This window comes from Mesorhizobium sp. M0663 (assembly GCF_040320585.1).
Lineage (GTDB): Bacteria > Pseudomonadota > Alphaproteobacteria > Rhizobiales > Rhizobiaceae > Mesorhizobium.
In genome coordinates this window covers 155654-179105 of record NZ_JAMYPX010000001.1, presented here as the reverse complement: position 1 = coordinate 179105, position 23452 = coordinate 155654, and the positions used below count along the sequence as shown (strand labels likewise).

Genomic DNA, 23452 nt, shown 5'->3' with positions numbered 1-23452 from the left:
TCGAGCATGATCGGGATCATGCTTGGGTCATCTATGCCGCGCGTGCGGCTTGCGGACGGGCCTGCTTGCCCAAATCGTTGCGGGTGGTCGGGCCGGCGGCACGGATCTTTTCACGCAGCCGGACCGCTTCGACCGTGCCGTTGGCCACGGTCACGTCTATCAGGTTGACGTCGACCACTTCGTTGTTGGCGGAGGCCTTGGCGCCGATCGCCTCCAGCCGGTCCTCGGCCGCCTTGTCATGGGCGATGTCGGCATGGTCGATGGTCTCGGCCCAGCCGCCATTGGCGTACCAGACGGCTATGCCGTCGGCGAGGCGGTTCGCGGTCAGGACTTTCATTGGTTCACTCCTTGCGCGGCAGCACGGGCCACGCTTTCCTGCCTGTGTGCCGCCAGTGGCTCGGACCGTTCGAAATTGGCGCCGGCGACGGCGTCGCCGATGATGGTCATCACCGGGCCGCTGAGGTCGGCACGCGCCTCCAGCGATGGCAGGTCGGCGAGCGTGCCGTGGAAACGGCGGCGGTTGGCAAGGCTGGCATTCTCGACCACGGCGACGGCCGTATCCGGCGACAGGCCGGCTTCGATCAGCCGGCCGGCGACCTCTGCAGCGACCGAGCGGCCCATATAGACGGCGACCGTCGCGCCGGAAATAGCGAGCTTTGCCCAATCTGGCAGCGAATTTCCCTTGAGGTCATGGCCGGTGGTGAACACCATCGACGACGACACGCCGCGCAGCGTCAGCGGCAGTTCGAAATCGGCGGCGGCGGCGAAGGCCGCGGTGACGCCCGGAACTACTTCGTAGGCGACGCCGGCATCGCGAAGTGCCGCCATCTCCTCGCCGGCCCGGCCGAACACCAGCGGGTCGCCGGACTTCAGCCGCACGACGCGCTTGCCGGCGTGGCCAAGCTCGACCAGCAGCGCATTGATCTCGGCCTGGCTCTTGGAATGGCAGCCCTTGCGCTTGCCGACCGGCAGGCGCTCGGCATCGCGGCGGCCCATGGCGACGATCGCCTCCGGCACCAGCGCGTCATGGACAATCACGTCGGCTTCCATCAGCAGGCGATGGGCGCGCAGCGTCAAAAGGTCCTCGGCGCCCGGACCGGCGCCGACAAGCGCGATATGGCCCGATGCCGGTTCTTTCGAAAGCAGCAGGCCGACGGCCGCATCATGCGCCTGCGAAAGCTCGCCGGCCTCGACAGCGCGGGCCGGTGCACCGCCAAAGAAATCGCTCCAGAAGCGGCGGCGGGCATTGCCCTTCGGCAGCAGTCTTTCGGCGGTGTCGCGAAACGATGCGGCGAGAGTTGCGAGCGGACCGAGCGAGGGCGACAGCATGCGGTCGATGCGGCTGCGCAGCATCTGCGCCAGCACCGGGCCGGCACCTTCCGTGCCGATGGCAATGGCGACCGGCGCGCGGTTGACCAGTGCCGGCGTGAAGAAATCGCATAGCTCCGGCCGGTCGACGGCATTGACCGGAATGCCCAGCCGGCGCGCATCCCCGGCAACGCGGCGATCGAGGGCCTCGTCGCCGCTGGCGGCAAACACCATCACCGCACCATTGAGATGTGCTGCATCATAGCCGTCGGCGATGTGGGCGGCCCCCGTCTCGGCGATAAAGGCCAGCAGCTCCGGGCTTGTTTCATCGCTGACGATGCGCAGCACAGCGCTCGACTGCGCGAGCAGCCGCGCCTTGGCCAGCGCCTCCTCGCCGCCGCCGACGATGGCCATGGCTTCGCCCTCGACCCGCATGAAGACGGGAAAGGCATTGAGCTTGGGCGTGGCTTGCGGCATGACGAGCGGAATCCTGGAACCGTTTGTCAGTTCTACGCGGGGGCGCGAAAAACCAGAAGGCACCCACTCGCGCATCGCTTCGTAGCAGGCAATCTCTTTTCTGCAAGCATGAAGGCCAAGAGAAAAATATTCCACATTCAAATGCGGAGCAGATTGAAGCTGCTGTTGCAGCCCTTGATCCGCTGCCTTTTCAGCGGCCGGAGGAGCTAACCACAAAACAGATTTTTCTAAATTCTATCAATTTAGTAGATTAAGCCGCCGGATGCCGACCGAGCCATCAAAGGCAGCCCGGCGCTCTCGCCGGCCCTTGTCGGAATACCGGGTCCGAGTACCGGAACATTCCCGCCTCGGCACGCGTTTGCCTTATGGCCCAAGCCCGGTCATGCCCCTACGGCAAAGGCTTGGCGATGGGCTTGAAAAATCAAAAAAGGAGCGCCCCATGAGCAACGTCAGACTGAAACGCGGACTGTGGATCGTGGTGGCAGATGGCGAAAAGGCGCTGTTTCTCGAGAACCGTGGAGACGTCCAATATCCCGACCTTCAGGTCGTGCACGAGATGGAGCAGGAAAATCCTGCAACCCGAGAACAAGGCACGGACCGCCCCGGCCGCTACAGCGACGGCCCTTCCGTCCACCGCAGTGCGGTCGAGGACACCGACTGGCACCGTCTCGGCAAGGAGCGTTTTGCCGAAGAGATTGCCGACAGGCTCTACAAGCTCGCGCATCGCGGCAGCTTCAAGGAGATCGTGCTGATCGCGCCGCCGCCGGTGCTGGGCGACATGCGCAGGAAGCTGCACAAGGAGGTCACCGACAAGATAACGGCCGAAATTCCAAAGACGCTGACCAACCACAGCATACCCGATATCGAGAGCCTGCTGCAGGCGACCTGATCGGCATCGGCGGCGCGCAACTTTCGTTTCCGTAGCAAGCGCCCTGCTTGGAGCAGGCCGCGCCGGGTGGCAACGCTTGCCGGCTCTCCGTCTTTTGCCGCCTTGCCATCGATTTAATGGGATTGCGGGTTGTCTCGCGACTGTCGCAGCCTCCATACTGCCACGGCGGCGGCTTTTGGACGGCGCATGTCCGACATCGCGATTCCTGAAGGCGCTCCATAGACAATGCCGCATGACACGCCCCTTATCGCCACCATCGTCGCCGGTCTGGGGCTGGCTTTCGTCTTCGGCGCACTTGCCAACCGTTTTCGCGTGCCGCCGCTGGTAGGCTATCTCATCGCCGGCGTTCTGGTTGGACCGAACACGCCGGGTTTCGTCGCCGATGCCGGCCTCGCCAATGAACTTGCCGAGATCGGCGTCATCCTGCTGATGTTCGGCGTCGGCCTGCATTTCTCGCTGAAGGACCTGTTGTCGGTCCGCGCCATCGCCGTGCCCGGCGCCATTGTGCAGATCGGCTTCGCGACAGCCCTCGGCGCCGGCCTTGCCTGGATGCTCGGCTGGTCGATGGGCGCGGGACTGGTCTTCGGCCTGGCGCTTTCCGTGGCCTCGACCGTGGTGCTGTTGCGCGCTCTGCAGGAGCGGCGGCTGATCGAGACCGAGCGCGGCCGCATCGCCGTCGGCTGGCTGATCGTCGAGGATCTGGCGATGGTGCTGGCGCTGGTGTTTTTGCCGGCATTGGCCGGCGTGCTCGGCGGCCAAGAGCAGGTGGAGGTGCACTCCAGCGGTCTGCTGTCGCTGCCGGCGAGCTACGGCGTCTGGGGCGTCGTCGCCATCACACTGGCCAAGGTCGCGGCCTTTGTCTTGGTCATGCTGGTGGTCGGCCGCCGGCTTATCCCCTGGATCCTGCACTACGTCGCCCATACCGGATCGCGCGAACTGTTCCGGTTGGCGGTGCTTGCGATTGCGCTTGGCGTCGCCTTCGGCGCGGGCAAGCTGTTCGGCGTGTCGCTGGCTCTCGGCGCTTTCTTCGCCGGCATGATCATGAGCGAATCCGAGCTCAGCCACCGGGCGGCCGAGGAATCGCTGCCGCTGCGCGACGCCTTTTCCGTGCTGTTCTTCGTTTCGGTCGGCATGCTGTTCGACCCGTTCAGCGTGATCAGCAATGGCTGGCCGATCCTGGCGACGCTGGTCATCATCGTTGTCGGCAAGTCGCTGGCAGCCTTCGTCATCGTCGTCGTCTTCCGCTATCCGGTCGCAACCGCATTGATGATTTCGGCAAGCCTAGCCCAGATCGGCGAATTCTCGTTCATCCTGGCTGAAATCGGCGTCGGGCTGAAACTGCTGCCCGAACAAGGCCGCGACCTCATCCTCGCCGGCGCCATCCTGTCGATCGTCCTCAATCCGCTGATGTTTCTTGCCGTCGACCGGATGAAACCCTGGCTGGAAGCACGCGCCGGCAGGACGGCGCCGCCCGGCGAAGCAAGGCCGATCGGCCCGGCGACCGAGCCCGGCCAGGTGGCTTCGGTCGCGGCGCCTGCTAACGAGGATGGCCCACCGCCCAGGACCAGGCTGACCGGCCACACCATCCTGATCGGCTACGGCCGCGTCGGCAGTCTCGTCGGCACGGCGCTGAAGCAGGCCGCCCTGCCCTTCCTCGTCATCGAGGATGCCGACAAGACGTTGGCGAAGCTCAAGGCCGAAGGAGTCGAAACCGTGACCGGCAACGCGGCGAGTGGCGACGTGTTCGCCGCATCCAATCCCGAGGGCGCAAAGCGGCTGATCCTGGCCATTCCCAACGCCTTCGAGGCCGGGCAGGTCGTGCTGCGCGCCCGCGCCGCCAATCGGACAATCGAAATCATCGCCCGCGCCCATTCCGATGCCGAGGTCGAGCACCTCAAAAACCTTGGTGCCGACACCGTCATCATGGGCGAACGCGAGATCGCCCGTGGGATCGTCGAAGTGGTGACGGGGGCGGTCTGACCCAATTCATCTGGCCGGCCTGAGAATGACCGCGTGCCGTCCCGGTGGAGATTCGGTTTTCCGCCGCCGGCCATCCGAGGAATGACATGCACCGTGTGCGCGTTTAATTGTGGATCATCGCGGCCCATTTTGCGCGAAAACCTGATGACTAGATTTCCCGGTGACGCCAAGGTGATCGTAGCAGTTGTGCGGGTTTTGCAGTGGTTAGGCTGGATTAGCGCCCCGGCAAGATTGCCTGCACATTGGGTTGACGATGACCTCAACGATGAAACTGCCAGGGAGTGACTAGCCAGACGATCAAAACTCAGTCGACGGTTCGGGTTCCTCATGTGCGGACGTAGAGCACATCTGAGCAAGAAACTGCATCTGGTCGACGAGATCCTCAAACCCTTCGTTGCGGAACTTGGCTTGCAGTCTAAAAGATGAAACCGCCAAATACTCACGCATCTCTAGCAGTCGGTCTTGAAGCTCCGTTAAATCACGCTTGCTGGCAATCAGACGACTACCTGGGTGATTCCCCATCACTTCCCGGATGCCGGAGGCTGCCTTGGTAACTGTATAAGCGGCGGTTCGCAGGCCATTTTTCGGTTCGGATTGAAAATGGAACGGCCGATATCCTTCACCGGATTGGACCGCTAGGGAACGACTTGCAATCTCGAAGCACCGACGCAGAAAACCTTCCAATTGGACCTCGACCAGCTTGTCTGTTTCAGCCCTCTGTAGAATCGTGGTTTGTTCCCCAATGAATTTCGCTTGGTTGTGCGCCTCGGCCGCCTGTTGTTTGGCGACCTGACGATTTTGCTGGAACTCAAGTCTCGTTAGGCGAAGCTCGTCGCGCTGAAGGGCAAGCTCCTGAGATTGAACCATTGTTGCGATAAATAGCCAAAGAAACGCCAGGGGAGCGAACATGCCAGCCAAAGCATCCGCGAACTCATTCAACTGCAAGTCGGTTTTAATTTTTATGTAGCTTTCAGGCCCTGAGCTCCAGATCACCCAGACCACTGCTACAAAATAGATCCCGGTCAGGACAAATCCAAACCCGACCCAGCTGAAGATCTTTCTCATGGCCCACCGCTTCCTCACCCATCCTACTTTGCCCGCCTTGTGATTGTCCCGCCCCTAGCCGAGTATGTGAACTCGAGCGAAAGCCGAATCTCGCGGTTCTGTGGCCTTCCTCAATAGGATGAACTGGCCACCCACGTACCACAACGGGGGCGGTTGCGGTTATCAGGAGGATAAGCCGTGCAGGAAATCGTGAAAGCGATATTTGACCATTGGGCGATCGTCACGGCGAATCCGCAGTTCTTTATCGGGTTGATGACGGCAGCGCTCGCCCTGGGATTTGCCGCAGGGCGATTTCACTACAGGGAAAGGCTGGAAACCCTCAAAAGTACTAATGACGACTTCGCCAGGCAACTCGCCGACCTTCGGCATGAACCGAAGCTTGGCACCGATCAGGATGCCATCGTCCAGCATGGCATGGTGGTAGCCAAGGGCGTAGGTGTAACTCCGCAGCTAGGCGATGGGGTTTGCCTCTTCGAACGGATTGAAGGCAATGGTGAGTTCAACCATTCCGCCAGTTTTTCCTACCGCGGCACAACAATGCGCATTCAGACATTTATGAACTCGGCAGAGGGCAACTTCGGAGCGATGCGAACACAGCTTTTTAGTAAAGTGACTGCCGAACTGGTTTGAAATCAAGCATACCGCGACCGATCTACCGAATCGCAGGTCGCCACTGGGAACGGAACCGCACGTTGGATAGCTCGCCTGGAAAGCCTTCTACACGTGCTGGCCGCCGTTGATGTGGATTTCCGAGCCGGTCACGTAGGACGCCTGCTGCGAGCACAGGAAGAAGATGATATCGGCAACTTCCGCCGTGGTGCCCAGCCGTCTCAGCGGAATCGTCTCGACGATCTTTTCCGTGCCCGGCGACAGGATCGCGGTGTCGATCTCGCCCGGCGCAATCGCATTGACGCGAATGCCGTGGGGGCCGAAATCATGCGCCATCTCGCGGGTCAGCGAGCCGAGTGCCGCCTTCGACGTCGCATAGGCGGTGCCGGCGAAGGGGTGCACCCGGGTGCCGGCGATCGAGGTGACGTTGACGATCGAGCCCTTGGCCGATGCCAATTCCTTGAACAGTCCGCGCGCCAGCATGATCGGCGCAAAGAAATTCACCTGGAAGACGTCGCGCCAGACATGCATCGGCGTGTCGATCGAGTTCATGCGGCTGTTGCCGTCCTTGAGCTTGGGCGAGATGCCGGCATTGTTGACCAGCGCATGCAACTGCCCGCCATGCGCCTCGAGCCGGTGGCGGATTTCCGAGATGGCGATGCCGACATCCTCCTGGTCGGCGAGATCGACCTTGATGTGGTCTTCCGGTCCGGCCGGCCACGGGCAGTCGTCGGCAAAGGCCTGGCGCGAGCAGGTGATGACGCGCCAGCCTTCGCGTGAAAAGCGCTTGACCGTGGCATGGCCGATGCCGCGGCTGGCGCCGGTCAGCACGATGGTTTTTCTGGTGTCGGTCTCTGCCATTCGCGGTCTCCAAACGGGAGATGTAGCGGAACGCGGCAGCGGTGGCGAGGGGGCCTGTTGTTCAGCCGCCTGTCAGGATGTCCAGGATCGACGTCTGCCGCTTCTTGACCGGGCCGCCGACATTGCCGGGCGGCACCGGGTGCTTGATCGATCCGGTGGCGCTGTCGACCCCCGGCATGGCCAGGCCGCCGGCATCGACCGTCTCGGCAGGACGCACGGGTCGCGAAGCCGACTGGGTGGCTGCCACAGGCGGCGCCGATTGGCCAACGGAAGCGACCGGCGCCGGCGGCGGCGTGTCGGACGGTATGTCGTCCGGGACGATGGTGTCGGGCGGCGTCGACTTCCAGGTTCCGGGCAGCGGCCGCACCGGCACGCCCTCATGCGCGGCGACCATGAACTCATGCCAGGCCTGCGCCGGCAGTGCGCCGCCGGTGACCTTCTTCATCGCGCTGCCGTCGTCATTGCCGAACCAGACGCCGGTGGTGAGATTGGCGGTATAGCCGATGAACCACGCGTCGCGCGAGTTCTGGCTGGTACCGGTCTTGCCGGCTGCCGGCCAGGCGAACGCCGCCTTCCTGGCGGTGCCGATCTCGACCGTGCCGGTCATCATCGAGTTCATCATGCCGACGACATCGGGCTTGACGACGCGCGGCGCGCCGCCGCCATTGTTCTCGTAGAGCACCTTGCCGTCGCTCGTCGTGACGCGGCGGATGAAATGGATGTCCGGCTTGTAACCGCCATTGGCAAAGGGAACATAGGCCGAGGTCAGTTCCAGCGGCGTCACTTCCGAGGTGCCGAGCGCAATCGAAGTGTTGGCCGTCAGCTCGGACTGGATGCCCATGCGGTGCGCCGCCTCGACCACCGCATTCGGCCCGACTTCCATGGTCAGCTGCGCGGCCACCGAGTTCAGCGATTTTGCCAGCGCCGTCGCCAGCGTCACCTTGCCGAAATATTTGCCGCCGTAATTGTCGGGCGTCCAGTTGCCGATCTTGATCGGCGCGTCGTTGCGCACGCTGTCGGGTGTGCGGCCGGATTCCAGCGCCGCCATGTAGACGAACGGCTTGAACGCCGAGCCCGGCTGCCGGCGCGCTTCCGAGGCGCGGTCGAACTGGCTGGTCGAATAGTCGTAACCGCCGACCATCGCGCGCACCGCGCCGGAATTGTCGATCGACACCAGCGCGCCCTGGCTGACATTGAGCTTCTTGCCGCTCTGGTCGATCAGCCGGCGGATCGATTGCTCGGCGAGTTTCTGCAGCGTCAGGTCGACAGTCGTGTCGACGACGATATCGCGGCGCACGTCGCCGATCAGGTCGGGCAGTTCTTCCATGATCGTATCGGCGACGTAGTTTTCCGAGCCGGTCCAGTAGGACGGCGCGCGTGTCGCCGGCGCGCTCATCGCCGTGGTCTGCTCCTTGGCGCTGATCTTGCCCTCGTCGCGCATGGCAGCGAGCACCAGCTGCGAGCGCTGCTCGGCCGCCTTCGGGTCGCGCGCCGGCGACAGCCGCGACGGCGCCTTGAGCAGGCCGGCGAGAAGGGCGGCCTCCGACAGCGTGACGTCACGCGCGCTCTTGCCGAAATAGCGGCGCGAGGCCGCTTCGACACCATAGGCGCCAGAGCCGAAATAAACCCGGTTGAGGTACATTTCGAGGATCTGGTCCTTCGTATGCTTGTGCTCCAGCCACAGCGCCAAAAGCACTTCCTGCACCTTGCGTTCCAGCGTGCGGTCCGGCGTCAGGAACAGGTTCTTGGCCAGCTGCTGGGTCAGCGTCGAGCCGCCCTGCGAAAAATGCCCGCCCAGCACATTGGTCACCATGGCCCGGGAAAGGCCGATCGGGTCGATGCCGAAATGCGAATAGAAACGGCGGTCTTCGATGGCGATGACGGCCTCGGGAATATAGGGCGACATTTCGTGCAGGCCGACGGCCTCGCCGCCGCTCATGCCGCGATTGCCAAGCAGCTGGCCGTCGACCGAGACGATCTTGATGTTGGGGGCGCGGTCGGGAATGGCCCAGGTGGTGGCCGCCGGCATTTTCGCGCCGTAATAGACGACGATGCCGGCAGTGGCGATGCCGCCCCAGATGGCCAGCACGAAGCACCAGTAGAACAGCCGGGCAAGCACGCCGAACACGCCGCGCCGGCTTTTGCCGCGCCCGCCGCGCGGCGGCTTGACCTTGGACGATTTGCGCTTTGCAGCGGCTTTTCGGTTGCTCGGCACGACGCGGTCCTCCTCGCTTACCGAAAAACCGGCCGAGGATCTCGCCCCCGGCGATGCCTCGAAGCTGGGCTCGATGCGGCTGTCTTTCCGGTTCGCCATGCGCTGTGCTGTCTTCCCCATGCCTATGGCGTTGGGGTTGAAGACTAGATGCGGCGGTTTAAAGGCGGGTTAAGTCGGGAAAAATCGAAATAAACTGTATTCAGTCGCTTGCCGAACGGCTGCGGCCCGCGACAGCGCCAAAGCCGGAAATGAAAAACCCGCCTCGGCGGGCGGGTCGTTGGAGCCAATGAGCACCATAGCGAAATTAGTAGCATAGCTGCAGGCACAAAGCAAGAACAAAATTTGCTTTGCCTAAGAATAATCACTTCAGTTCGGCGGTTGCGACAACCCTCAGTCGTCGGCATCCGCATCGTCGGAGGCCGGCCGCCAGCTGATCGGCTCGATCTTCCTTTGCGTATGGCCGTCCGTATAGGCCCACCAGCCGGCGTCGCTTTCGTCCCAGTCGCCGCCGGCCGCCTTCAGCCGGTCGAGCGAACGGTATTGCGCGATGCTCTCGTTCATCACGCCGTCGCTGTCCTGCCAGTAGACGGTGACCTTGGAGCCGTCCCTCGGTGCCGTTTCGATTGATTTTCGGGCAGCCATTTCAATTCCTCCCGGCCGACGGCGTTAAAGTGCCAGAAGGCCATCAGCTGTGGGCGAAGATGTCCTCTTCATCCCAGCCCATCAGGTCGAGTTTCGCACGCGTCGGCAGGAAGCGGAAGCAGGCATCGGCCTCCCTGGTCCGGTTGTCGCGCGCCAGACGCGCGCTGAGCACGTCGCGCAGCCGGTGCAAATAGAGCACGTCGGAGGCGGCATATTCGAGCTGCTCGGGCGACAGCGTCTCGGCGGCCCAGTCGGATGATTGCTGCGCCTTCGACAGGCCAACGCCGAGAAGCTCGAAGCAGATGTCCTTGAGCCCGTGCCGGTCGGTGTAGGTGCGCGTCAGCCGCGACGCGATCTTGGTGCAGAACACCGGCTCCGGCATGACGCCGAAGGCATTGTAGAGCACGGCCAGATCGAAGCGGCCGTAATGGAACAGCTTGGTGATGCTGCGGTTCTTGAGCAGGCTGACGAGGTTCGGCGCCTTCTTCTGGCCGGGCGCGATCTGGATGACGTCGGCCGAGCCGTCGCCCGGCGAGATCTGCACGACGCAGAGCCGGTCGCGATGCGGGTTCAGCCCCAGCGTCTCGGTGTCGATGGCGACCGCCCCGACATCGTAATGCAGCAGGCCGGGCAGATCGTTTTTGTGGAAACGTATGTCGCTCATCGTCTTCTCCGGTCGCGGCCCCGTGCAGCGATGCGCGACGGACCGTGCCCGTCCTTGCCGCGATCCGGCGAAAAATCAACAAAAACTTGAGTCTGGCGCAATTTCAGCGTGTCAGCGCCTCGAGAATGCGCGCCCAGGAGCGCTGGCCCTTATGGAAGGAGCTCATCTCGTACTTCTCGTTCGGCGAGTGGATGCGGTCGTCGTCGAGACCGAAACCGACCAGCAGCGATTCCATGCCGAGATAGGTCTGGAAATCGCCGACCACCGGGATCGAGCCGCCGCTGCCGGTCACCACCGCTGGCTTCGGCCATTCGTCGGACAGCGCCTGCTTGGCCTTGGCCAGGAAGGGCGAGTCGTAGGAAAGCTGGATTGCCGGCGAGCCGCCATGCGGGTGGAATTCGACCGAGCAGTCGGCCGGAACGCGCTCCCTGACGAATGCCTGGAAGGCGGCGCGGATTTTTTCCGGATCCTGTTTGTGGACGAGGCGGAAGGAGACTTTCGCCGAGGCTTGCGCGGCGATCACCGTCTTGAAGCCCTTGCCGGTATAGCCGCCGATAATGCCGTTGAACTCGGCCGTCGGTCGCGCCCAGGTCAGCTCGAGCAGCGAGCGGCCCTTTTCGCCGGACGGAATCGACAGGCCGATCGGGCCGAGGAAGGTCTCGGCCGTCTCGCCGAGCGACAGCCACGACTGCAATATCTGCGACGGCGTTTCCTCGACGCCGTCATAAAAACCCGGGATGGTGACGTGGCCATCCGCATCGTGGATGTCGGCCAGGATCTTTGCCAGGATGCGGATCGGATTGGCGGCCGCACCGCCATAGAGCCCGGAATGCAGGTCGCGGTCGGCGGCCGTCACCGTGATCTCCTCGCCGACCAGTCCGCGCAGCGAGACGCAGATCGACGGCGTATCGCGGTCCCACATGCCGGTGTCGCAGACCAGCGCGAAATCGGCCCTGAGCTCATCCGCGTTCGCCTCGAGAAACGGTTTCAGCGACGGCGATCCGGACTCCTCCTCGCCCTCGAACAGGATTGTGATTCGGCACGGCAATCCGCCATGCACCTGCTTCCACGCGCGGCAGGCCTCGACGAAGGTCATCAGCTGGCCCTTGTCGTCGGCCGCGCCGCGGCCGGTGATCACCTTGTGGCCGGGCTCGATCTCCTTGACCGCCGGCGCGAACGGGTCGCTTTCCCACAGCTCGATCGGATCGACCGGCTGGACGTCGTAATGGCCGTAAAACAGCAGATGCGGCGCGCCCGCCGGCCCATCGTGATGCGCGACCACCATCGGATGCCCCGGCGTGTCGCGCACGCTGGCGTCGAAGCCGATCAGCTTGAGCTCGGCGACCAGCCATTCGGCTGCCTTGCGGCAGTCGGCGGCGTAGTCCGGATCGGTGGAGATCGACTTGATGCCGAGCAGGCCGAACAGACGTTCGAGGCTCTGGTCGAAGTTCTTGTCGAGGCGGTCGAGGACGGGGGAAACTGCTGACATCTGGCGGGGCCTTTCGATTCTGGCGGCGAATCTAGAGCCCATACGGCGAAACGGAAAGCCCGCGACCGTTAGGCCACAAGGCAGGATCTTGTCGAAAGGCAAAAAAATGCCGCCGTGGTGGAGGGGGAACCACGGCGGCCTTACTCGAAACGATGCGGCAGCCCGGAGAGGGGGGATAGGCTGCCGCAAGTGTCCGGGATAGGCGGGGGACGGGCCTTGCTCCGGACTTCGGCGAAAACTGCCGATGGCGTTTATCTGTGTCTGCGAACGTGGCGATTCAAGGGCACAAAAATTACACTTTTGTAACATAGGCGTGAGCGAACAAAGCTCCGGCCAGGCCGCCATGGCAGGCCAAGCTCGCACGCCATTTGTCAGGGTGTTGCCGGAACCCTTGGCGGAAGCCGCCTTTGGCATGGACCGCGGCGCTGCGCCGCGCTATCCCTCGTGCCATGAAAAAAGGCGATCATCTCTTCCTTGTCGACGGCTCCGGTTACATCTTCCGTGCCTATCACGCGCTCCCGCCGCTGTCCCGCAAGTCCGACGGGCTGCCGACCAGTGCCGTGCTCGGCTTCTGCAACATGGTCTGGAAGCTGACGCAGGACGCCCGCAACACCGATGTCGGCATCGTGCCGACGCATTTCGCCGTGATTTTCGACTATTCGTCGAAGACCTTCCGCAACGACCTCTACCCCGAATACAAGGCCAACCGCTCGGCGCCGCCGGAAGATTTGATCCCGCAATTCGGCCTGATCCGCCAGGCGACCAGGGCCTTCAACCTGCCATGCCTTGAGACGGAAGGCTACGAGGCCGACGATTTGATCGCCACCTATTGCCGGCTTGCCTGCGAAGCCGGCGCCGACACCACCATCATCTCTTCCGACAAGGATCTGATGCAACTGGTCGGCCCAACGGTTGCCATGTACGACCCGATGAAGGACCGCCAGATCGGCGTTCCCGAGGTGATCGAGAAATGGGGTGTGCCGCCACAAAAAATGATCGACCTGCAGGCGCTGACCGGCGATTCGGTCGACAATGTGCCGGGCGTGCCCGGCATCGGGCCGAAGACGGCAGCGCAATTGCTCGAACAGTTCGGCGACCTCGACACGCTGCTCGCCCGCGCCGGCGAGATCAAGCAGGACAAGCGGCGCGAATCGATCATCGCCAATGCCGACAAGGCGCGCATCTCGCGTGACCTGGTGACGCTGAAGAACGACGTGCCGCTGACCGGGGGGCTCGACGAGTTCGTGTTGCACGCGCCGGACGGCCCAAGGCTGATCGGCTTTCTCAAGACCATGGAATTCTCGACGCTGACCCGCCGCGTGGCCGAAGCGACGGGAACCGACGCGGGCGACGTTCCAGCCACCCCCGTCACCATAGAGCGTGCCGATACCGCGCATGGCCCGGATATGGGTTTTGGCCTGCCCGCGGCCGCCGAGAGCGCACCGCCGTCGGACGAAGCGGCACTCGAAGCCCCGGCAGCAGCCAAGCAAGGCGACACCCCATCCCTGCTTTCGGCGCTTCGCCTGGAGGCTGCCACCGCCCGCAAGATCGACACCAGCGCCTACGCCTGCATCCGCGACGCCGCGACGCTGAAGGTCTGGATCGCCGAGGCGATGGAGAGAGGCATCGTCGCCTTCGACGTTAAAGCCTCCTCGCCCGATCCGATGCGGGCCGAACTGATCGGCCTTGCCATGGCCGTCGCGCCCGGCCATGCCGCCTATGTGCCGCTCGCCCATAAAAACGGCAATGGCGACCTGCTCGGCGGCGGCGCGGTCGAAAACCAGATCCCGGTCCGCGACGCGCTGGCGTTGCTCAAGCCGCTGCTCGAGGACAAATCCGTCCTCAAGATCGTGCACGACATGAAATACCGCCTTGTCGTCATGAGCCGTCACGACATCGAGATCGGCCCCTATGACGACACCATGCTGATCTCCTACGTGCTTGAGGCCGGCACTCATGGTGGCCATGGCCTGGAGGCGCTGGCCGATAAATGGCTCGGCCACGCGACCATTCCGCTGAAGGAACTGGCCGGTTCGGGAAGAAGCTTCGTCGGCCTCGATCAGGCCGACCTCGGCAAGGCGACGGCTTACGGGGCCGAGCACGCCGACGTCGCGCTCAGGCTCTGGCAGGTGCTGAAGCCACGGCTTGCCGCCAAGGGCCTGGTCTCGGTCTATGAACGGCTTGAACGGCCGTTGGTGCCGGTCCTGGCACGGATGGAGCAGCGCGGCATCTCCGTCGACCGGCAGATCCTGTCGCGGCTCTCCGGAGAACTGGCACAGGGTGCCGCACGGCTCGAGGACGAGATCTACCAGCTGGTCGGCGAACGCATCAACATCGGCTCGCCAAAACAGCTCGGCGACATCCTGTTCGGCAGGATGGGTCTGCCCGGCGGTTCTAAAACCAAGACCGGCCAGTGGTCGACCTCGGCGCAGCTTCTCGAAGACCTCGCCGCCGAAGGCCACGAATTGCCGCGTAAGATCGTCGACTGGCGCCAGCTGACCAAGCTGAAATCGACCTATACCGATGCGCTGCCCGGCTTCATCCATCCCGACACCAAGCGCGTCCACACCTCCTACGCGCTTGCCGCGACGACGACCGGACGGCTGTCGTCCTCGGATCCCAATCTGCAGAACATTCCGGTACGCACCGTGGAGGGGCGAAAGATCAGGACGGCCTTCATCGCCGACAAGGGCAACAAGCTGGTTTCCGCCGACTACAGCCAGATCGAATTGCGCGTGCTGGCCCACGTCGCCGAAATCCCGCAGCTCAAGCAGGCCTTCGCCGATGGCGCCGACATCCACGCCATCACCGCGTCTGAAATGTTCAACGTGCCGGTCGAGGGCATGCCTTCGGAAGTGCGCCGCCGTGCCAAGGCGATCAATTTCGGCATCATCTACGGCATTTCGGCCTTTGGCCTCGCCAACCAGCTGTCGATCGCGCGCGAGGAAGCCGGCGACTACATCAAGAAATATTTCGAGCGCTTCCCCGGCATCCGCGACTATATCGATGCGACCAAGGCCTATGCCCGCGAGCACGGCTTCGTCGAGACCATTTTCGGCCGCCGCATCCACTATCCGGAAATCAGATCGTCAAATCCTTCGGTCCGGGCGTTCAACGAGCGCGCCTCGATCAACGCACGCCTGCAGGGCACCGCCGCCGACATCATCCGCCGCGCCATGATCCGTATGGACGAGGCGCTGGAAAAAGCCAGGCTTTCTGCCCGCATGCTGCTGCAGGTGCATGACGAGCTGGTTTTCGAGACCGTCGAAGCCGAGGTCGAGGCGACGATCCCGGTCGTGTGCCACGTCATGGAGAACGCCGCCATGCCGGCGGTGTCGATGTCGGTGCCGCTGCACGTCGACGCCCGCGCCGCCAACAACTGGGAAGAGGCGCATTAGCGTGCGGACGTCCGCGGCCGACCAATTGCGATCTGTAGCGATCTTTCGCGCCCCCCTCTGTCCTGCCGGACATCTCCCCCACGAGGGGGGAGATTGGCAGCTTCGGCGCTGCATACCATCTTGCACCGTTGGAGATCGGCGAAAACGGGGATAATGGCCGATCTCCCCCCGTGTGGGGGAGATGTCCGGCAGGACAGAGGGGGGCGCTGTCCCGCCGACATCAAAAGGGTCGCCACCGCTATGTCGCGGCCTAACAGGGCTTCAAGCCGCCTCGGCCAAACACTTCGCACAAGTCCCGCGGAATTCGATCACCGCCTTCTTGGCGGCGAAGCCGGTCGAGCGTACCCATTCGTCGAGCCGGTGTCCGACATCGTGGTCGGAGAACTCAGTCACCTGGCCGCAGGTGTCGCAGATGGCAAACGCCGTCATCGAATGGCTGTGGTCGTGCGGCTCGGCACAGGCGACGAAGGAATTGAGGCTTTCGAGCCTGTGCACGAAGCCGGATTTCACCAGCGTGTCGAGCGCCCGGTAGACCTGCAGCGGCGCGCGAAAACCGCGCTCGCGCAGTTGGTCGAGCAACGTATAGGCGCTGAGCGGGCCGCTGGCGGCCTCGAGCTTCTCGAGAACGCAAAGCTGGTTCTTCGTCAGTACATCCCTTGCCGCCATGATCCTGTTCCAAGCCGCTCCGTGCCGATCGCTGCCATTTCGCAAGCAGTCGGACCTCTTCCACTGAGATAGCGACGAACTGCCATTTTTGCTACTGTTTCTATTCGCAGCCGGTGGTCGGCTGGCCGGCGGCGCCATATTCAAAATACTGACAAAATCCTCGGCCAGGCTGGCCGTGCTTGGAAATTCGATCGGGCTTGGGGAAGCAATCATGATCAAAGTGACGCGGCGGACGCTGCTTGCCGGCACGTCCGCGCTGGCCGCTGCCGGCCTGGTGCCGTTTCGGGCATTCGCAGCGGCGCGCACCTACCATGCGCTGCTTGTTGCCTGCACCGATTACCCGAACCTGCCGAAGAAAAACTGGCTGATCGGACCGAAAAACGATGCCGGCTTGGTGCGCGATTACCTCCTGGGGAACACGCCCGCGCCGGTAAAATTCCTGGCCGAAAACGTCACGCTGCTCGCCAAGGATGTCGAAGGCGCCAACGGACCGCCGACACATGCGGCGATCAAGGCGGCGTTGGCCGATCTTGCCGCCAAGGTCCAGCGCGACGATTTCGTCTACCTGCATTTGTCCGGTCACGGCGCGCAGCAGCCGGCAGCGAACAAGGGCGACGAGACGGACGGCCTCGACGAGATTTTCTTGCCGTCCGACATCGACAAATGGGTGAACCGCGAAAAGGGCGTGCCCAATGCGCTGGTCGACAACGAGATCGGCACCGCGCTCGACGCTATTCGCGACAAGGGCGCCTTTATCTGGGCCGTGTTCGACTGCTGCCATTCCGGCACTGCGACGCGCGCCGCCGAGGTCGACGACGAGTTGGAACGCAAGGTCGAGTTCGCCGATCTGGTCGGCGGCGACGACGCTGCCAGGGCGGCTGCGGTGAAAGCCTATGACGAGATTGCGTCGGCCGCGCCGCGCGGCTTTGACGAGGACGGGCAGCGCAAGCCGGCCTTCAAGCTGACGCCGACCGGCGCCGAGCCGACCACCAAGGGCAAATTGGTCGCCTTCTACGCGGCGCAGACGGTGGAGACGACGCCCGAGATGCCGCTGCCCAAGGGCACGGCCGATGCACCGCGTTTCGGGCTGTTCACCTTCACCATCCTGTCGAAACTGGCCGAGAACCCCAACATCACCTACCGCCAGCTCGGCCAGGCCGTGCTGCAGCAATATTCGGCGGACGGCCGCACCCGGCCGACGCCGCTGTTCGAAGGGGAACTCGACGCCCGCGTCTTCGGCACCGACAAGACCGACGCGGTCATGCAATGGCCGATCGTCATCGAGAACGACAAAGCCACGATCGGCGCCGGACTGCTGCATCGCCTCACCCCGGGCAGCAGGCTCGCAATATTGCCGTCGGCGCTGTCGCCGCTGTCCGAGGCGCTTGGCTATCTCCAGGTGCAGTCGGCGAAAAACCTGGAAAGCCGGGTCAAGCCGGTCGAGTTCGGCGGCAAGCCGGCGCTCAAGCTGGCCGACATCCCCGCCAATGCCTATGCGCGGCTGGCCGAGCTCGCCGTCGACTACAAGCTCGTGGTCGCGCGGCCGGCAGCGGCCAAAGGCCTCGAGAAAGAGGCCGCGCTGGCGAACTCGGTTCTCGACGAACTGGCGGCCAGGGAGAGCTCAGGGTTCCACATCGCGCTGGTCGAGCCGGGCAGGAGCGCAGATCTGCGTCTCGCAGTGCTGCGCGAGAACGCCATTGCCGGCGCCGCAGAAGATGCCACCGACGCGCCGGCGCTGTGGTTCCTGCCGGCTTCGGGCGACATGACGCTCAAGGACGGCAACAAGCCGCCGTTGATCGTCATTCATCCGGACGGCCGCGAAAAGTTGATCGAGGCCGCCGCAGGGAATCTGACGAAAATCTTCCGCGCCATCGGCCTGTCGAGGCTGGCCGCCGCTTCCGATTATCGGCCGGAAGAGGTCAGCGTCGAGTTCCGGATCAAGCGTTTTGACAGCGACACGCTGCAGCCGATCGAACCGTCGACGGTGCCGCGTGTTTCGCCCGACGATCAGGTCCACGTACTGGCCAGGAACGGTTCGACCAACCTGGTCGACATCAACGTGCTCTACGTCGGCTCCGACTATTCCATCCAGCATTTTCTTGCCGAGCGCCTGACCGAAGGCGCCGTGCTCGAGGAAGGCCTGTTCAAATTCACCGACACCAGCTTCGGCATGGAGCGGATGATCGCCGTCTTGACCGAGGCGCCGCCGCAGAGCGAGAAGCAGGATCTGAGCTTCCTGGCGCAAGAGGGGGTTGTCTCGGTAACGCGCGGACTGGGACAGCCAAGCTTCGCCGACATGCTGGCCGATATCAGCATGGCGCCGGCGACGCGTTCGGCCATGCGGCTCACCGACGACAAGGGATCGAAGGGCGCCGTGATGATCTTCCCGATGGAGACGGTGCCGCGCGCCTGAGGCGGGGTCAGGTGCCCGGCCGGGCCTCTTGCCTAATCGGCTGATAATGAACATTCTTCGACCGCCGCTGCCGGCGGCCGAACGGAACGGATGAGGGCGTTCGTGAACAGGATCGTATTTTCGTGGCGCGCAACAACCGCCGGCCTTGTCGCCGGGCTGTTGCTGGCCGCCAATGCTTCGGCGGACGAGGCTTGCGGCCTCTGCGCCAAGGAGGTCGTCATCAACTCCGAACTGGCGAGCTGCTTTCTCGACCAGTACGACCGGATCGCCAAAACCGGCAACACCGCCGTTGTCGTCGATCTCAGCAGCTGCGCCTCGCGCGGCGTGGTCGAACCATTGCCGTCGCCGAGCAAGGCGCAGGTGGCGCCTGACGTGCAGTTCATCGTTTCGCGCACGCAGCTGGATTGCCTGAAGAAGAAGCTGGAGGCGCCGGGCATCGTGCTCGACCCGTCCGCCACCATAGAACTGGACAGCTGCGGATGACGAAAGCGGGGGGCAACGCAACGCAGCAGGCAGTGACGGCGCCGGTACCGCAAAAGAAGCCGGTGTCGCTGCCGGAAACCGTCGAAGGCCTGCCGTGGGTGAGCAATCACGAGGTCAAGAAGGAGGCGAACCCGTTCACCGATCGCGACTGGCGCATGCTCGTCTATGCCTGGTCCGGATTGCTGGTGCGCCTGGCGATCATCTTCACCTTGATCTTTTCGGTCTACCAGTTCCTGGCGAACCAGGAGCAGAAGCGCGTCGAGCAAACGATGTCGCTGGTCGAGCTCTGGGAAAGCAAGGATTACCAGCAGGCGCAACGGGCCCTCAAGCAACGCCTGGCGGCGCTCAACGCCAAATACGGCAATCTGCTCAGTGCCAATCCGACGCCGACCGAGGAACAGGTGTTCAGACAGCGCATCGGCATCGAAGCGATGAGCGCAACCGGCGGCGACATGCCGCTTGCCGAGTTCAGCGACAATTTCGACCGCATCGTCTATTTCCTCAACCGCCTTTCCTTCTGCGTCGAAGGCAGGCTGTGCTCGCGTGAGGTCGCCGACTCCTATTTCCGCGACTATGCCGCTTCCTTCTGGAGCTATTTTGCCGGCTATATCGACAAGGAGCGCAAGGCCGGTTCACCGACTTTCGCCCAGCCGATCGAGAACTATGTCCGCCAGGCGCCACCCTCGGCCCAGTCCAGATAATCCCCGAAAAATGCGAAGCCGGCGACGGAAATGCTCCGCCGCCGGCAGGTTTTCCGCGACGATCGCGGCCGAAATTCTGCAAGCCTATTTGTACAGGCTGTTGATCCACTGGACGTTGATGGCGTTCAGGCGCACGGCGGTATTGGCATCCGGGCTCTCGGCCACGTTCACGCCGGTGATGACGCGCTGCTTGGAGCCATTGTCGTAGGCATAGACCGAGCTGCCGCTCGATCCTGGATACGTGTCGCAGTCGTACTGGAAATACTCGGTGGCGATGTGTTCGGCGAGCACTTCGCAGGTCGCCTTCCACATCGTGCCCATCGGCTTGTCGCCGGGATAGCCGACGATGTTGGCGGTGAAATCGCCGAGATCCACATAATTGGCATAGCCCAGCCAGCCGAGGTTGGTGCCGACATCCTGCTTCAAGGTGACGATGCCGAGATCCCATGGCACGACCGAGCCGTAAAAGCCCTGGTAATTGTCGATGAAGCCCTGGACGATATAGGCGCTTTCATAGGTGAAGGCGCCGAACGGTGCGTCGTCGGCAGTCTTGCCGTTGAGAGCCGGCACGAACAGGATATCGTCCAGCCAGGCCTTGTCTTCGTGGCTGTAGAGGCAGTGCGCCGCGGTGAGCACCGTGCGCGGGCCGATCAGCGTCGCCGAGCAGCTGCCATAGCTGCCGCTCTTCGATTTGCCTTCGAGGTAGCCGATCGCGGTGAACGGGTAGGTTTTGGTATTCTTGATCTGCTCCCGGTCGTCCGTCCCGAACACCTGGCGGCCGGCCTCTTCGCCTCCGCTCAGCCCGGAATTCTCGGACTTCTGTCCCTCGGCGGGCGCGTTCATTTCCTTGATGACAAGGTCCTTCAGCGTCTCGTTCGGATCGATCTTGATGTCCTTGCCATCGGCGGAGCGGCCGACGATGCCATAGGATTTGACGGCCGTTGCTTCGTCGGTGAGCGGCGCGGCGCGGTTGGCCTCGTCCTCGGTCAGTTTCGGCGGGGCGATCGGTTTCGCCCGGCCAGGCTTGTAATCGCCCGATGTCACATCCCGCATGCTTTCGCCGTTGCCGGCATTGGCGGAACCTGGATCGGCTGCCAAGGCAGGAACCGCCCACATTGCGGTGGAAAGCAACGCGGACGCAATAATGCACTGTGTCAGTTTTGTCATGGTGAGACTCTCCCAAAAGTCAGCAAGGACTGGATCAAGATACAGAAATATTGTCGAGATCGTGGTGGCGCAGAAAAATGAAATTGGTTACCGGTGCCTTTACCGGGCCATTATTCAGTGCAGCCAGTTTAGGTCCCCGCCAAAAATGCCTGCAACGGTATACTGCCTAAAATAATCCAACATTGGCAACGACAAATTGCTTCCACATAGCCCGTGGGGGGCTATAGGATTTTGGGCGGGTTTGGCTCGACAGCACGACTAGCAGAAATGGTGCTCGGCTTTGTGACGGATCATGCTTCGCCGTGGAGCATGATCTCACCGGCCGGTTCCATTTCAGTGGATCATGCGTCGGCGACTGACCTGTCGGGAACATCGTCTCAGGGGGTTCGAGGTGAAGATCATCCATAGGTTCAGACCGATTGCCGCCGCCGCACTGCTCGGCATCGCGGCGGCCTTGCCGGCCGTCAATTCCGTTCATGCCACGGACGCGGCCGCGCGGCCGGAGGCGGCGATCTCGCCGATGAAACGCGTGGCCGAGGCCAGGGCCAAGGCCAAGGCGGAGAACCCCGACGGCGCCGATCGCGTCTACGGCGGCAAAGAGGCCGAGAAGGGCGCTTACCCGTTCCAGGTGGCATTGTTGACCACCAACAGACTGGACAAAAGCCCGGCCTCGCAGGCGAATGCGCAGTTCTGCGGCGGCAGCCTGATCGCGCCGCAATGGGTGCTGACGGCGGCGCACTGCCTCAATGACGACGGCGAGCCGATTTCGCCTGATATGGTCACCGTGCTCACCGGCGCCACCGATCTCAGCGAGGGCAAGCGCTACAAGGCGGCGGAGATCATCGTCAACGAGGGCTATAGCGAGCAGACGCTGGACAACGATCTCGGCTTGATCCGGCTGGCCGAGCCGGCCGATGCTCCGACCATCAAAATTGCCCGTGAGCCGACACCGGACACCGGTAAGACGACGGTCACCGGTTGGGGCAAGATGCAGGACGGAGCGTTTCCCACCGCGCTGATGGTCGCCGACCTGGACCTCCAGCCGAACGCAACCTGCAACAGCGGCATCAAGGCGATTTATGCGCATGATTTGAAGGCAGCGCTCGGCGAGCTCGCCCGCCGCATGCGTTACTCGGAAAGGGGCATCGAGGCGGCCGCCAACGCGATTGCAGCTGACATGGCCGATCCGCTGACCGGCAACATGATCTGCGCCGGCACCGCAAGCGGCGAGCACGACGCCTGCAACGGCGACAGCGGCGGACCGCTATTCATGACCGGCGCCGATGGCCCGGTGCAGGTCGGCGTCGTCAGCTGGGGCGAAGGTCCGGCCGACGGCAGCACCGCCTGCGGCCACAAGAACGCCTACGGCATCTACACGCGGCTGGCCAATTACACCGGCTGGATCGAAGAGAAGATGAAGACGGCAGCGCCGGCAGCGCCCAAAGCCCTCGGCACGGCGCAGAAGCCCGCCACGCCCTGACCGGTGTCATTTGCTGAATGACGGCGGGAGCAATCCCGCCGTTTCGGCCCGCAACCTTAGGTTGGGACTAGAACCAGCGATCGCGGCGCTGGTCTGTGGCGGCCAAGGCGAGGCCCAGTAGCGCCCCTACGGCCGCTCCGAGTATGAAGGCGGACGATATTGTGCCGGGATTCTCCTGGACAACCCCGGACACTGTCTGCGCCCTGTTGCGCAGGGCTTGTGCCGTCCGCGAGGCGCGCTCAGCAGCGTTGCCATACCAATCGCCGGCGTCCTCAATCGCCTCTTCCGCGCGTTCGGCCAAGGTTCGGTTGATCTTGTTGATCTCGCGCCTCAGCTGCGCGACCTGCTTCTCCAGGGCTTCCTGAGCTTCACGTTGAGTCATCTTCGGTGCTGCGGATTCGTTCGGTTCGTCGGCCATTGTAATCTCCTTTGCTCAGGCTCGGCTCAACGGCCGGCCCACTGTGCAGGTTCCTCCGCAAAACGCGTATGTCCGGTGTTTGTTCGGTGAGAAACCGGCTTTTGTCCGGCATGTCTGCGAATTCGGCATCAACATCGGATCGTTCCGGCGCTCCCCGCGTTGGTGAAAACGCCACAAGGGAGGAACCGCCATGGACGACGATCGGCATGAAAAAATTCGGCAGCGAGCCTATGAAATCTGGGTGCGCGAGGGCCGCCCGCACGGCGCACATGAGCGTCATTGGCAGCAGGCGAAACATGAGCTTGACCTCGACGACGCGACAACGGTGCCCGCAGATGATGGCGCGGCCGAGCACGGTCCCACTGGAACGATCGCCAGTTCCGACGTTCTGACGGTCGAGGCACTGGCGATGCGCACCGGGATAACCGGTGATCAGGCGCAAGAGCTGATCGACAGGCTTGGCAACGACAGAGCGACGCTCGAGGAAGCCGCGCGGAACCTCAAGGCAGCCGAAGGTTAGAGCGTGT

20 protein-coding genes are annotated in these 23452 nt (G+C 63.4%); 9 read left to right on the top strand and 11 right to left on the bottom strand.

Features of this window, described 5'->3' with window-relative positions; translation table 11 throughout:
- Positions 1 to 31: 31 nt before the first annotated feature.
- Both NKI54_RS00870 and cysG read right to left on the bottom strand, forming a co-directional pair.
- A complete protein-coding gene (locus NKI54_RS00870) occupies positions 32 to 337 on the bottom strand; it encodes a DUF2849 domain-containing protein (RefSeq protein WP_352453967.1) in 306 nt (101 codons plus the stop codon).
- A complete protein-coding gene (gene cysG / locus NKI54_RS00865; protein ID WP_352690376.1) occupies positions 334 to 1785 on the bottom strand; it encodes a siroheme synthase CysG in 1452 nt (483 codons plus the stop codon). Before cysG ends, NKI54_RS00870 begins: the two co-directional genes overlap by 4 nt.
- Before the next feature lie 439 nt (positions 1786 to 2224).
- Between cysG and NKI54_RS00860 the strand changes: the two genes are divergently transcribed.
- On the top strand, positions 2225 to 2674 hold the full coding sequence (locus NKI54_RS00860) for a baeRF12 domain-containing protein (RefSeq protein ID WP_352448343.1): 450 nt from the start codon (positions 2225 to 2227) through the stop codon (positions 2672 to 2674).
- Between the two features lie 225 nt (positions 2675 to 2899).
- On the top strand, positions 2900 to 4654 hold the full coding sequence (locus NKI54_RS00855) for a cation:proton antiporter domain-containing protein (RefSeq protein WP_352690374.1): 1755 nt from the start codon (positions 2900 to 2902) through the stop codon (positions 4652 to 4654).
- 297 nt (positions 4655 to 4951) lie between these two features.
- Here the strand turns inward: NKI54_RS00855 and NKI54_RS00850 are convergent, their stop codons facing one another.
- The gene (locus tag NKI54_RS00850) at positions 4952 to 5719 is read right to left on the bottom strand and encodes a hypothetical protein (protein WP_352633770.1); all 768 of its coding nucleotides are present in this window, start codon (positions 5717 to 5719) and stop codon (positions 4952 to 4954) included.
- 177 nt (positions 5720 to 5896) lie between these two features.
- On the opposite strand from NKI54_RS00850, the gene NKI54_RS00845 reads away from it, so the two are divergent.
- Positions 5897 to 6349 carry a hypothetical protein gene (locus NKI54_RS00845; protein WP_352633772.1) on the top strand — a complete coding sequence of 151 codons (453 nt, stop codon included), beginning with the start codon at positions 5897 to 5899 and terminating at the stop codon, positions 6347 to 6349.
- Positions 6350 to 6436: 87 nt separating this feature from the next.
- On the opposite strand, the gene NKI54_RS00840 is transcribed toward NKI54_RS00845, so the two are convergent.
- The 5 genes from NKI54_RS00840 to NKI54_RS00820 all read right to left on the bottom strand — a co-directional run bounded on the left by NKI54_RS00840 (position 6437) and on the right by NKI54_RS00820 (position 12199).
- Entirely contained in the window at positions 6437 to 7189 is a 753-nt protein-coding gene (locus tag NKI54_RS00840) for an SDR family NAD(P)-dependent oxidoreductase (RefSeq protein ID WP_352633774.1), read from the bottom strand.
- A gap of 61 nt (positions 7190 to 7250) precedes the next feature.
- A complete protein-coding gene (locus tag NKI54_RS00835) occupies positions 7251 to 9503 on the bottom strand; it encodes a transglycosylase domain-containing protein (protein WP_352633776.1) in 2253 nt (750 codons plus the stop codon).
- Between the two features lie 291 nt (positions 9504 to 9794).
- A complete protein-coding gene (locus NKI54_RS00830) occupies positions 9795 to 10046 on the bottom strand; it encodes a hypothetical protein (RefSeq protein ID WP_023675238.1) in 252 nt (83 codons plus the stop codon).
- Positions 10047 to 10089: 43 nt separating this feature from the next.
- The gene (locus NKI54_RS00825) at positions 10090 to 10710 is read right to left on the bottom strand and encodes a ribonuclease D (protein ID WP_023675237.1); all 621 of its coding nucleotides are present in this window, start codon (positions 10708 to 10710) and stop codon (positions 10090 to 10092) included.
- Between the two features lie 103 nt (positions 10711 to 10813).
- Positions 10814 to 12199 (bottom strand): M20/M25/M40 family metallo-hydrolase, encoded by a 1386-nt coding sequence (locus NKI54_RS00820; RefSeq protein ID WP_352633778.1) that lies wholly within the window; start codon positions 12197 to 12199, stop codon positions 10814 to 10816.
- 449 nt (positions 12200 to 12648) lie between these two features.
- On the opposite strand from NKI54_RS00820, the gene polA reads away from it, so the two are divergent.
- Entirely contained in the window at positions 12649 to 15597 is a 2949-nt protein-coding gene (polA, locus tag NKI54_RS00815; RefSeq protein WP_352634306.1) for a DNA polymerase I, read from the top strand.
- A gap of 261 nt (positions 15598 to 15858) precedes the next feature.
- Here polA and NKI54_RS00810 read toward each other — a convergent pair whose 3' ends face one another.
- Entirely contained in the window at positions 15859 to 16263 is a 405-nt protein-coding gene (locus NKI54_RS00810) for a Fur family transcriptional regulator (protein ID WP_023675234.1), read from the bottom strand.
- Between the two features lie 211 nt (positions 16264 to 16474).
- Between NKI54_RS00810 and NKI54_RS00805 the strand changes: the two genes are divergently transcribed.
- From NKI54_RS00805 to NKI54_RS00795, 3 genes are all read left to right on the top strand, one after another.
- Positions 16475 to 18676: a caspase family protein gene (locus tag NKI54_RS00805; protein WP_352633780.1), complete on the top strand. Its 2202-nt coding sequence runs from the start codon at positions 16475 to 16477 to the stop codon at positions 18674 to 18676.
- Positions 18677 to 18778: 102 nt separating this feature from the next.
- Positions 18779 to 19159 carry a hypothetical protein gene (locus NKI54_RS00800; RefSeq protein ID WP_352568253.1) on the top strand — a complete coding sequence of 127 codons (381 nt, stop codon included), beginning with the start codon at positions 18779 to 18781 and terminating at the stop codon, positions 19157 to 19159.
- A complete protein-coding gene (locus tag NKI54_RS00795) occupies positions 19156 to 19860 on the top strand; it encodes a DUF4760 domain-containing protein (RefSeq protein WP_352448354.1) in 705 nt (234 codons plus the stop codon). The genes NKI54_RS00800 and NKI54_RS00795 overlap by 4 nt, the downstream gene beginning before the upstream one ends.
- Positions 19861 to 19944: 84 nt before the next feature.
- Here the strand turns inward: NKI54_RS00795 and NKI54_RS00790 are convergent, their stop codons facing one another.
- Positions 19945 to 21027, bottom strand: coding sequence for a trypsin-like serine peptidase (locus NKI54_RS00790; protein WP_352456782.1), 1083 nt, complete (start codon positions 21025 to 21027; stop codon positions 19945 to 19947).
- Positions 21028 to 21418: 391 nt separating this feature from the next.
- On the opposite strand from NKI54_RS00790, the gene NKI54_RS00785 reads away from it, so the two are divergent.
- Positions 21419 to 22507, top strand: a complete 1089-nt coding sequence (locus NKI54_RS00785; protein WP_352633783.1) for a S1 family serine peptidase — start codon at positions 21419 to 21421, stop codon at positions 22505 to 22507.
- Between the two features lie 67 nt (positions 22508 to 22574).
- Here the strand turns inward: NKI54_RS00785 and NKI54_RS00780 are convergent, their stop codons facing one another.
- Entirely contained in the window at positions 22575 to 22925 is a 351-nt protein-coding gene (locus NKI54_RS00780; protein ID WP_023675228.1) for a hypothetical protein, read from the bottom strand.
- Between the two features lie 190 nt (positions 22926 to 23115).
- Here NKI54_RS00780 and NKI54_RS00775 point away from each other — a divergent pair, with 190 nt between their 5' ends.
- A complete protein-coding gene (locus NKI54_RS00775; RefSeq protein ID WP_352577436.1) occupies positions 23116 to 23445 on the top strand; it encodes a DUF2934 domain-containing protein in 330 nt (109 codons plus the stop codon).
- The last annotated feature ends 7 nt before the right edge of the window (positions 23446 to 23452 follow it).

What these genes read in the sequence shown, in the direction of transcription:
- NKI54_RS00835 (WP_352633776.1), bottom strand. Translation starts at nt 9,503, where the DNA reads ATGGCGAACCGGAAAGACAGCCGCATCGAGCCCAGCTTCGAGGCATCG.
- NKI54_RS00860 (WP_352448343.1), top strand. Translation starts at nt 2,225, where the DNA reads ATGAGCAACGTCAGACTGAAACGCGGACTGTGGATCGTGGTGGCAGAT.
- NKI54_RS00825 (WP_023675237.1), bottom strand. Translation starts at nt 10,710, where the DNA reads ATGAGCGACATACGTTTCCACAAAAACGATCTGCCCGGCCTGCTGCAT.
- NKI54_RS00780 (WP_023675228.1), bottom strand. Translation starts at nt 22,925, where the DNA reads ATGGCCGACGAACCGAACGAATCCGCAGCACCGAAGATGACTCAACGT.
- NKI54_RS00840 (WP_352633774.1), bottom strand. Translation starts at nt 7,189, where the DNA reads ATGGCAGAGACCGACACCAGAAAAACCATCGTGCTGACCGGCGCCAGC.
- NKI54_RS00790 (WP_352456782.1), bottom strand. Translation starts at nt 21,027, where the DNA reads ATGACAAAACTGACACAGTGCATTATTGCGTCCGCGTTGCTTTCCACC.
- NKI54_RS00830 (WP_023675238.1), bottom strand. Translation starts at nt 10,046, where the DNA reads ATGGCTGCCCGAAAATCAATCGAAACGGCACCGAGGGACGGCTCCAAG.
- NKI54_RS00870 (WP_352453967.1), bottom strand. Translation starts at nt 337, where the DNA reads ATGAAAGTCCTGACCGCGAACCGCCTCGCCGACGGCATAGCCGTCTGG.
- polA (WP_352634306.1), top strand. Translation starts at nt 12,649, where the DNA reads ATGAAAAAAGGCGATCATCTCTTCCTTGTCGACGGCTCCGGTTACATC.
- NKI54_RS00795 (WP_352448354.1), top strand. Translation starts at nt 19,156, where the DNA reads ATGACGAAAGCGGGGGGCAACGCAACGCAGCAGGCAGTGACGGCGCCG.
- NKI54_RS00775 (WP_352577436.1), top strand. Translation starts at nt 23,116, where the DNA reads ATGGACGACGATCGGCATGAAAAAATTCGGCAGCGAGCCTATGAAATC.
- NKI54_RS00855 (WP_352690374.1), top strand. Translation starts at nt 2,900, where the DNA reads ATGCCGCATGACACGCCCCTTATCGCCACCATCGTCGCCGGTCTGGGG.
- cysG (WP_352690376.1), bottom strand. Translation starts at nt 1,785, where the DNA reads ATGCCGCAAGCCACGCCCAAGCTCAATGCCTTTCCCGTCTTCATGCGG.
- NKI54_RS00850 (WP_352633770.1), bottom strand. Translation starts at nt 5,719, where the DNA reads ATGAGAAAGATCTTCAGCTGGGTCGGGTTTGGATTTGTCCTGACCGGG.
- NKI54_RS00805 (WP_352633780.1), top strand. Translation starts at nt 16,475, where the DNA reads ATGATCAAAGTGACGCGGCGGACGCTGCTTGCCGGCACGTCCGCGCTG.
- NKI54_RS00810 (WP_023675234.1), bottom strand. Translation starts at nt 16,263, where the DNA reads ATGGCGGCAAGGGATGTACTGACGAAGAACCAGCTTTGCGTTCTCGAG.
- NKI54_RS00820 (WP_352633778.1), bottom strand. Translation starts at nt 12,199, where the DNA reads ATGTCAGCAGTTTCCCCCGTCCTCGACCGCCTCGACAAGAACTTCGAC.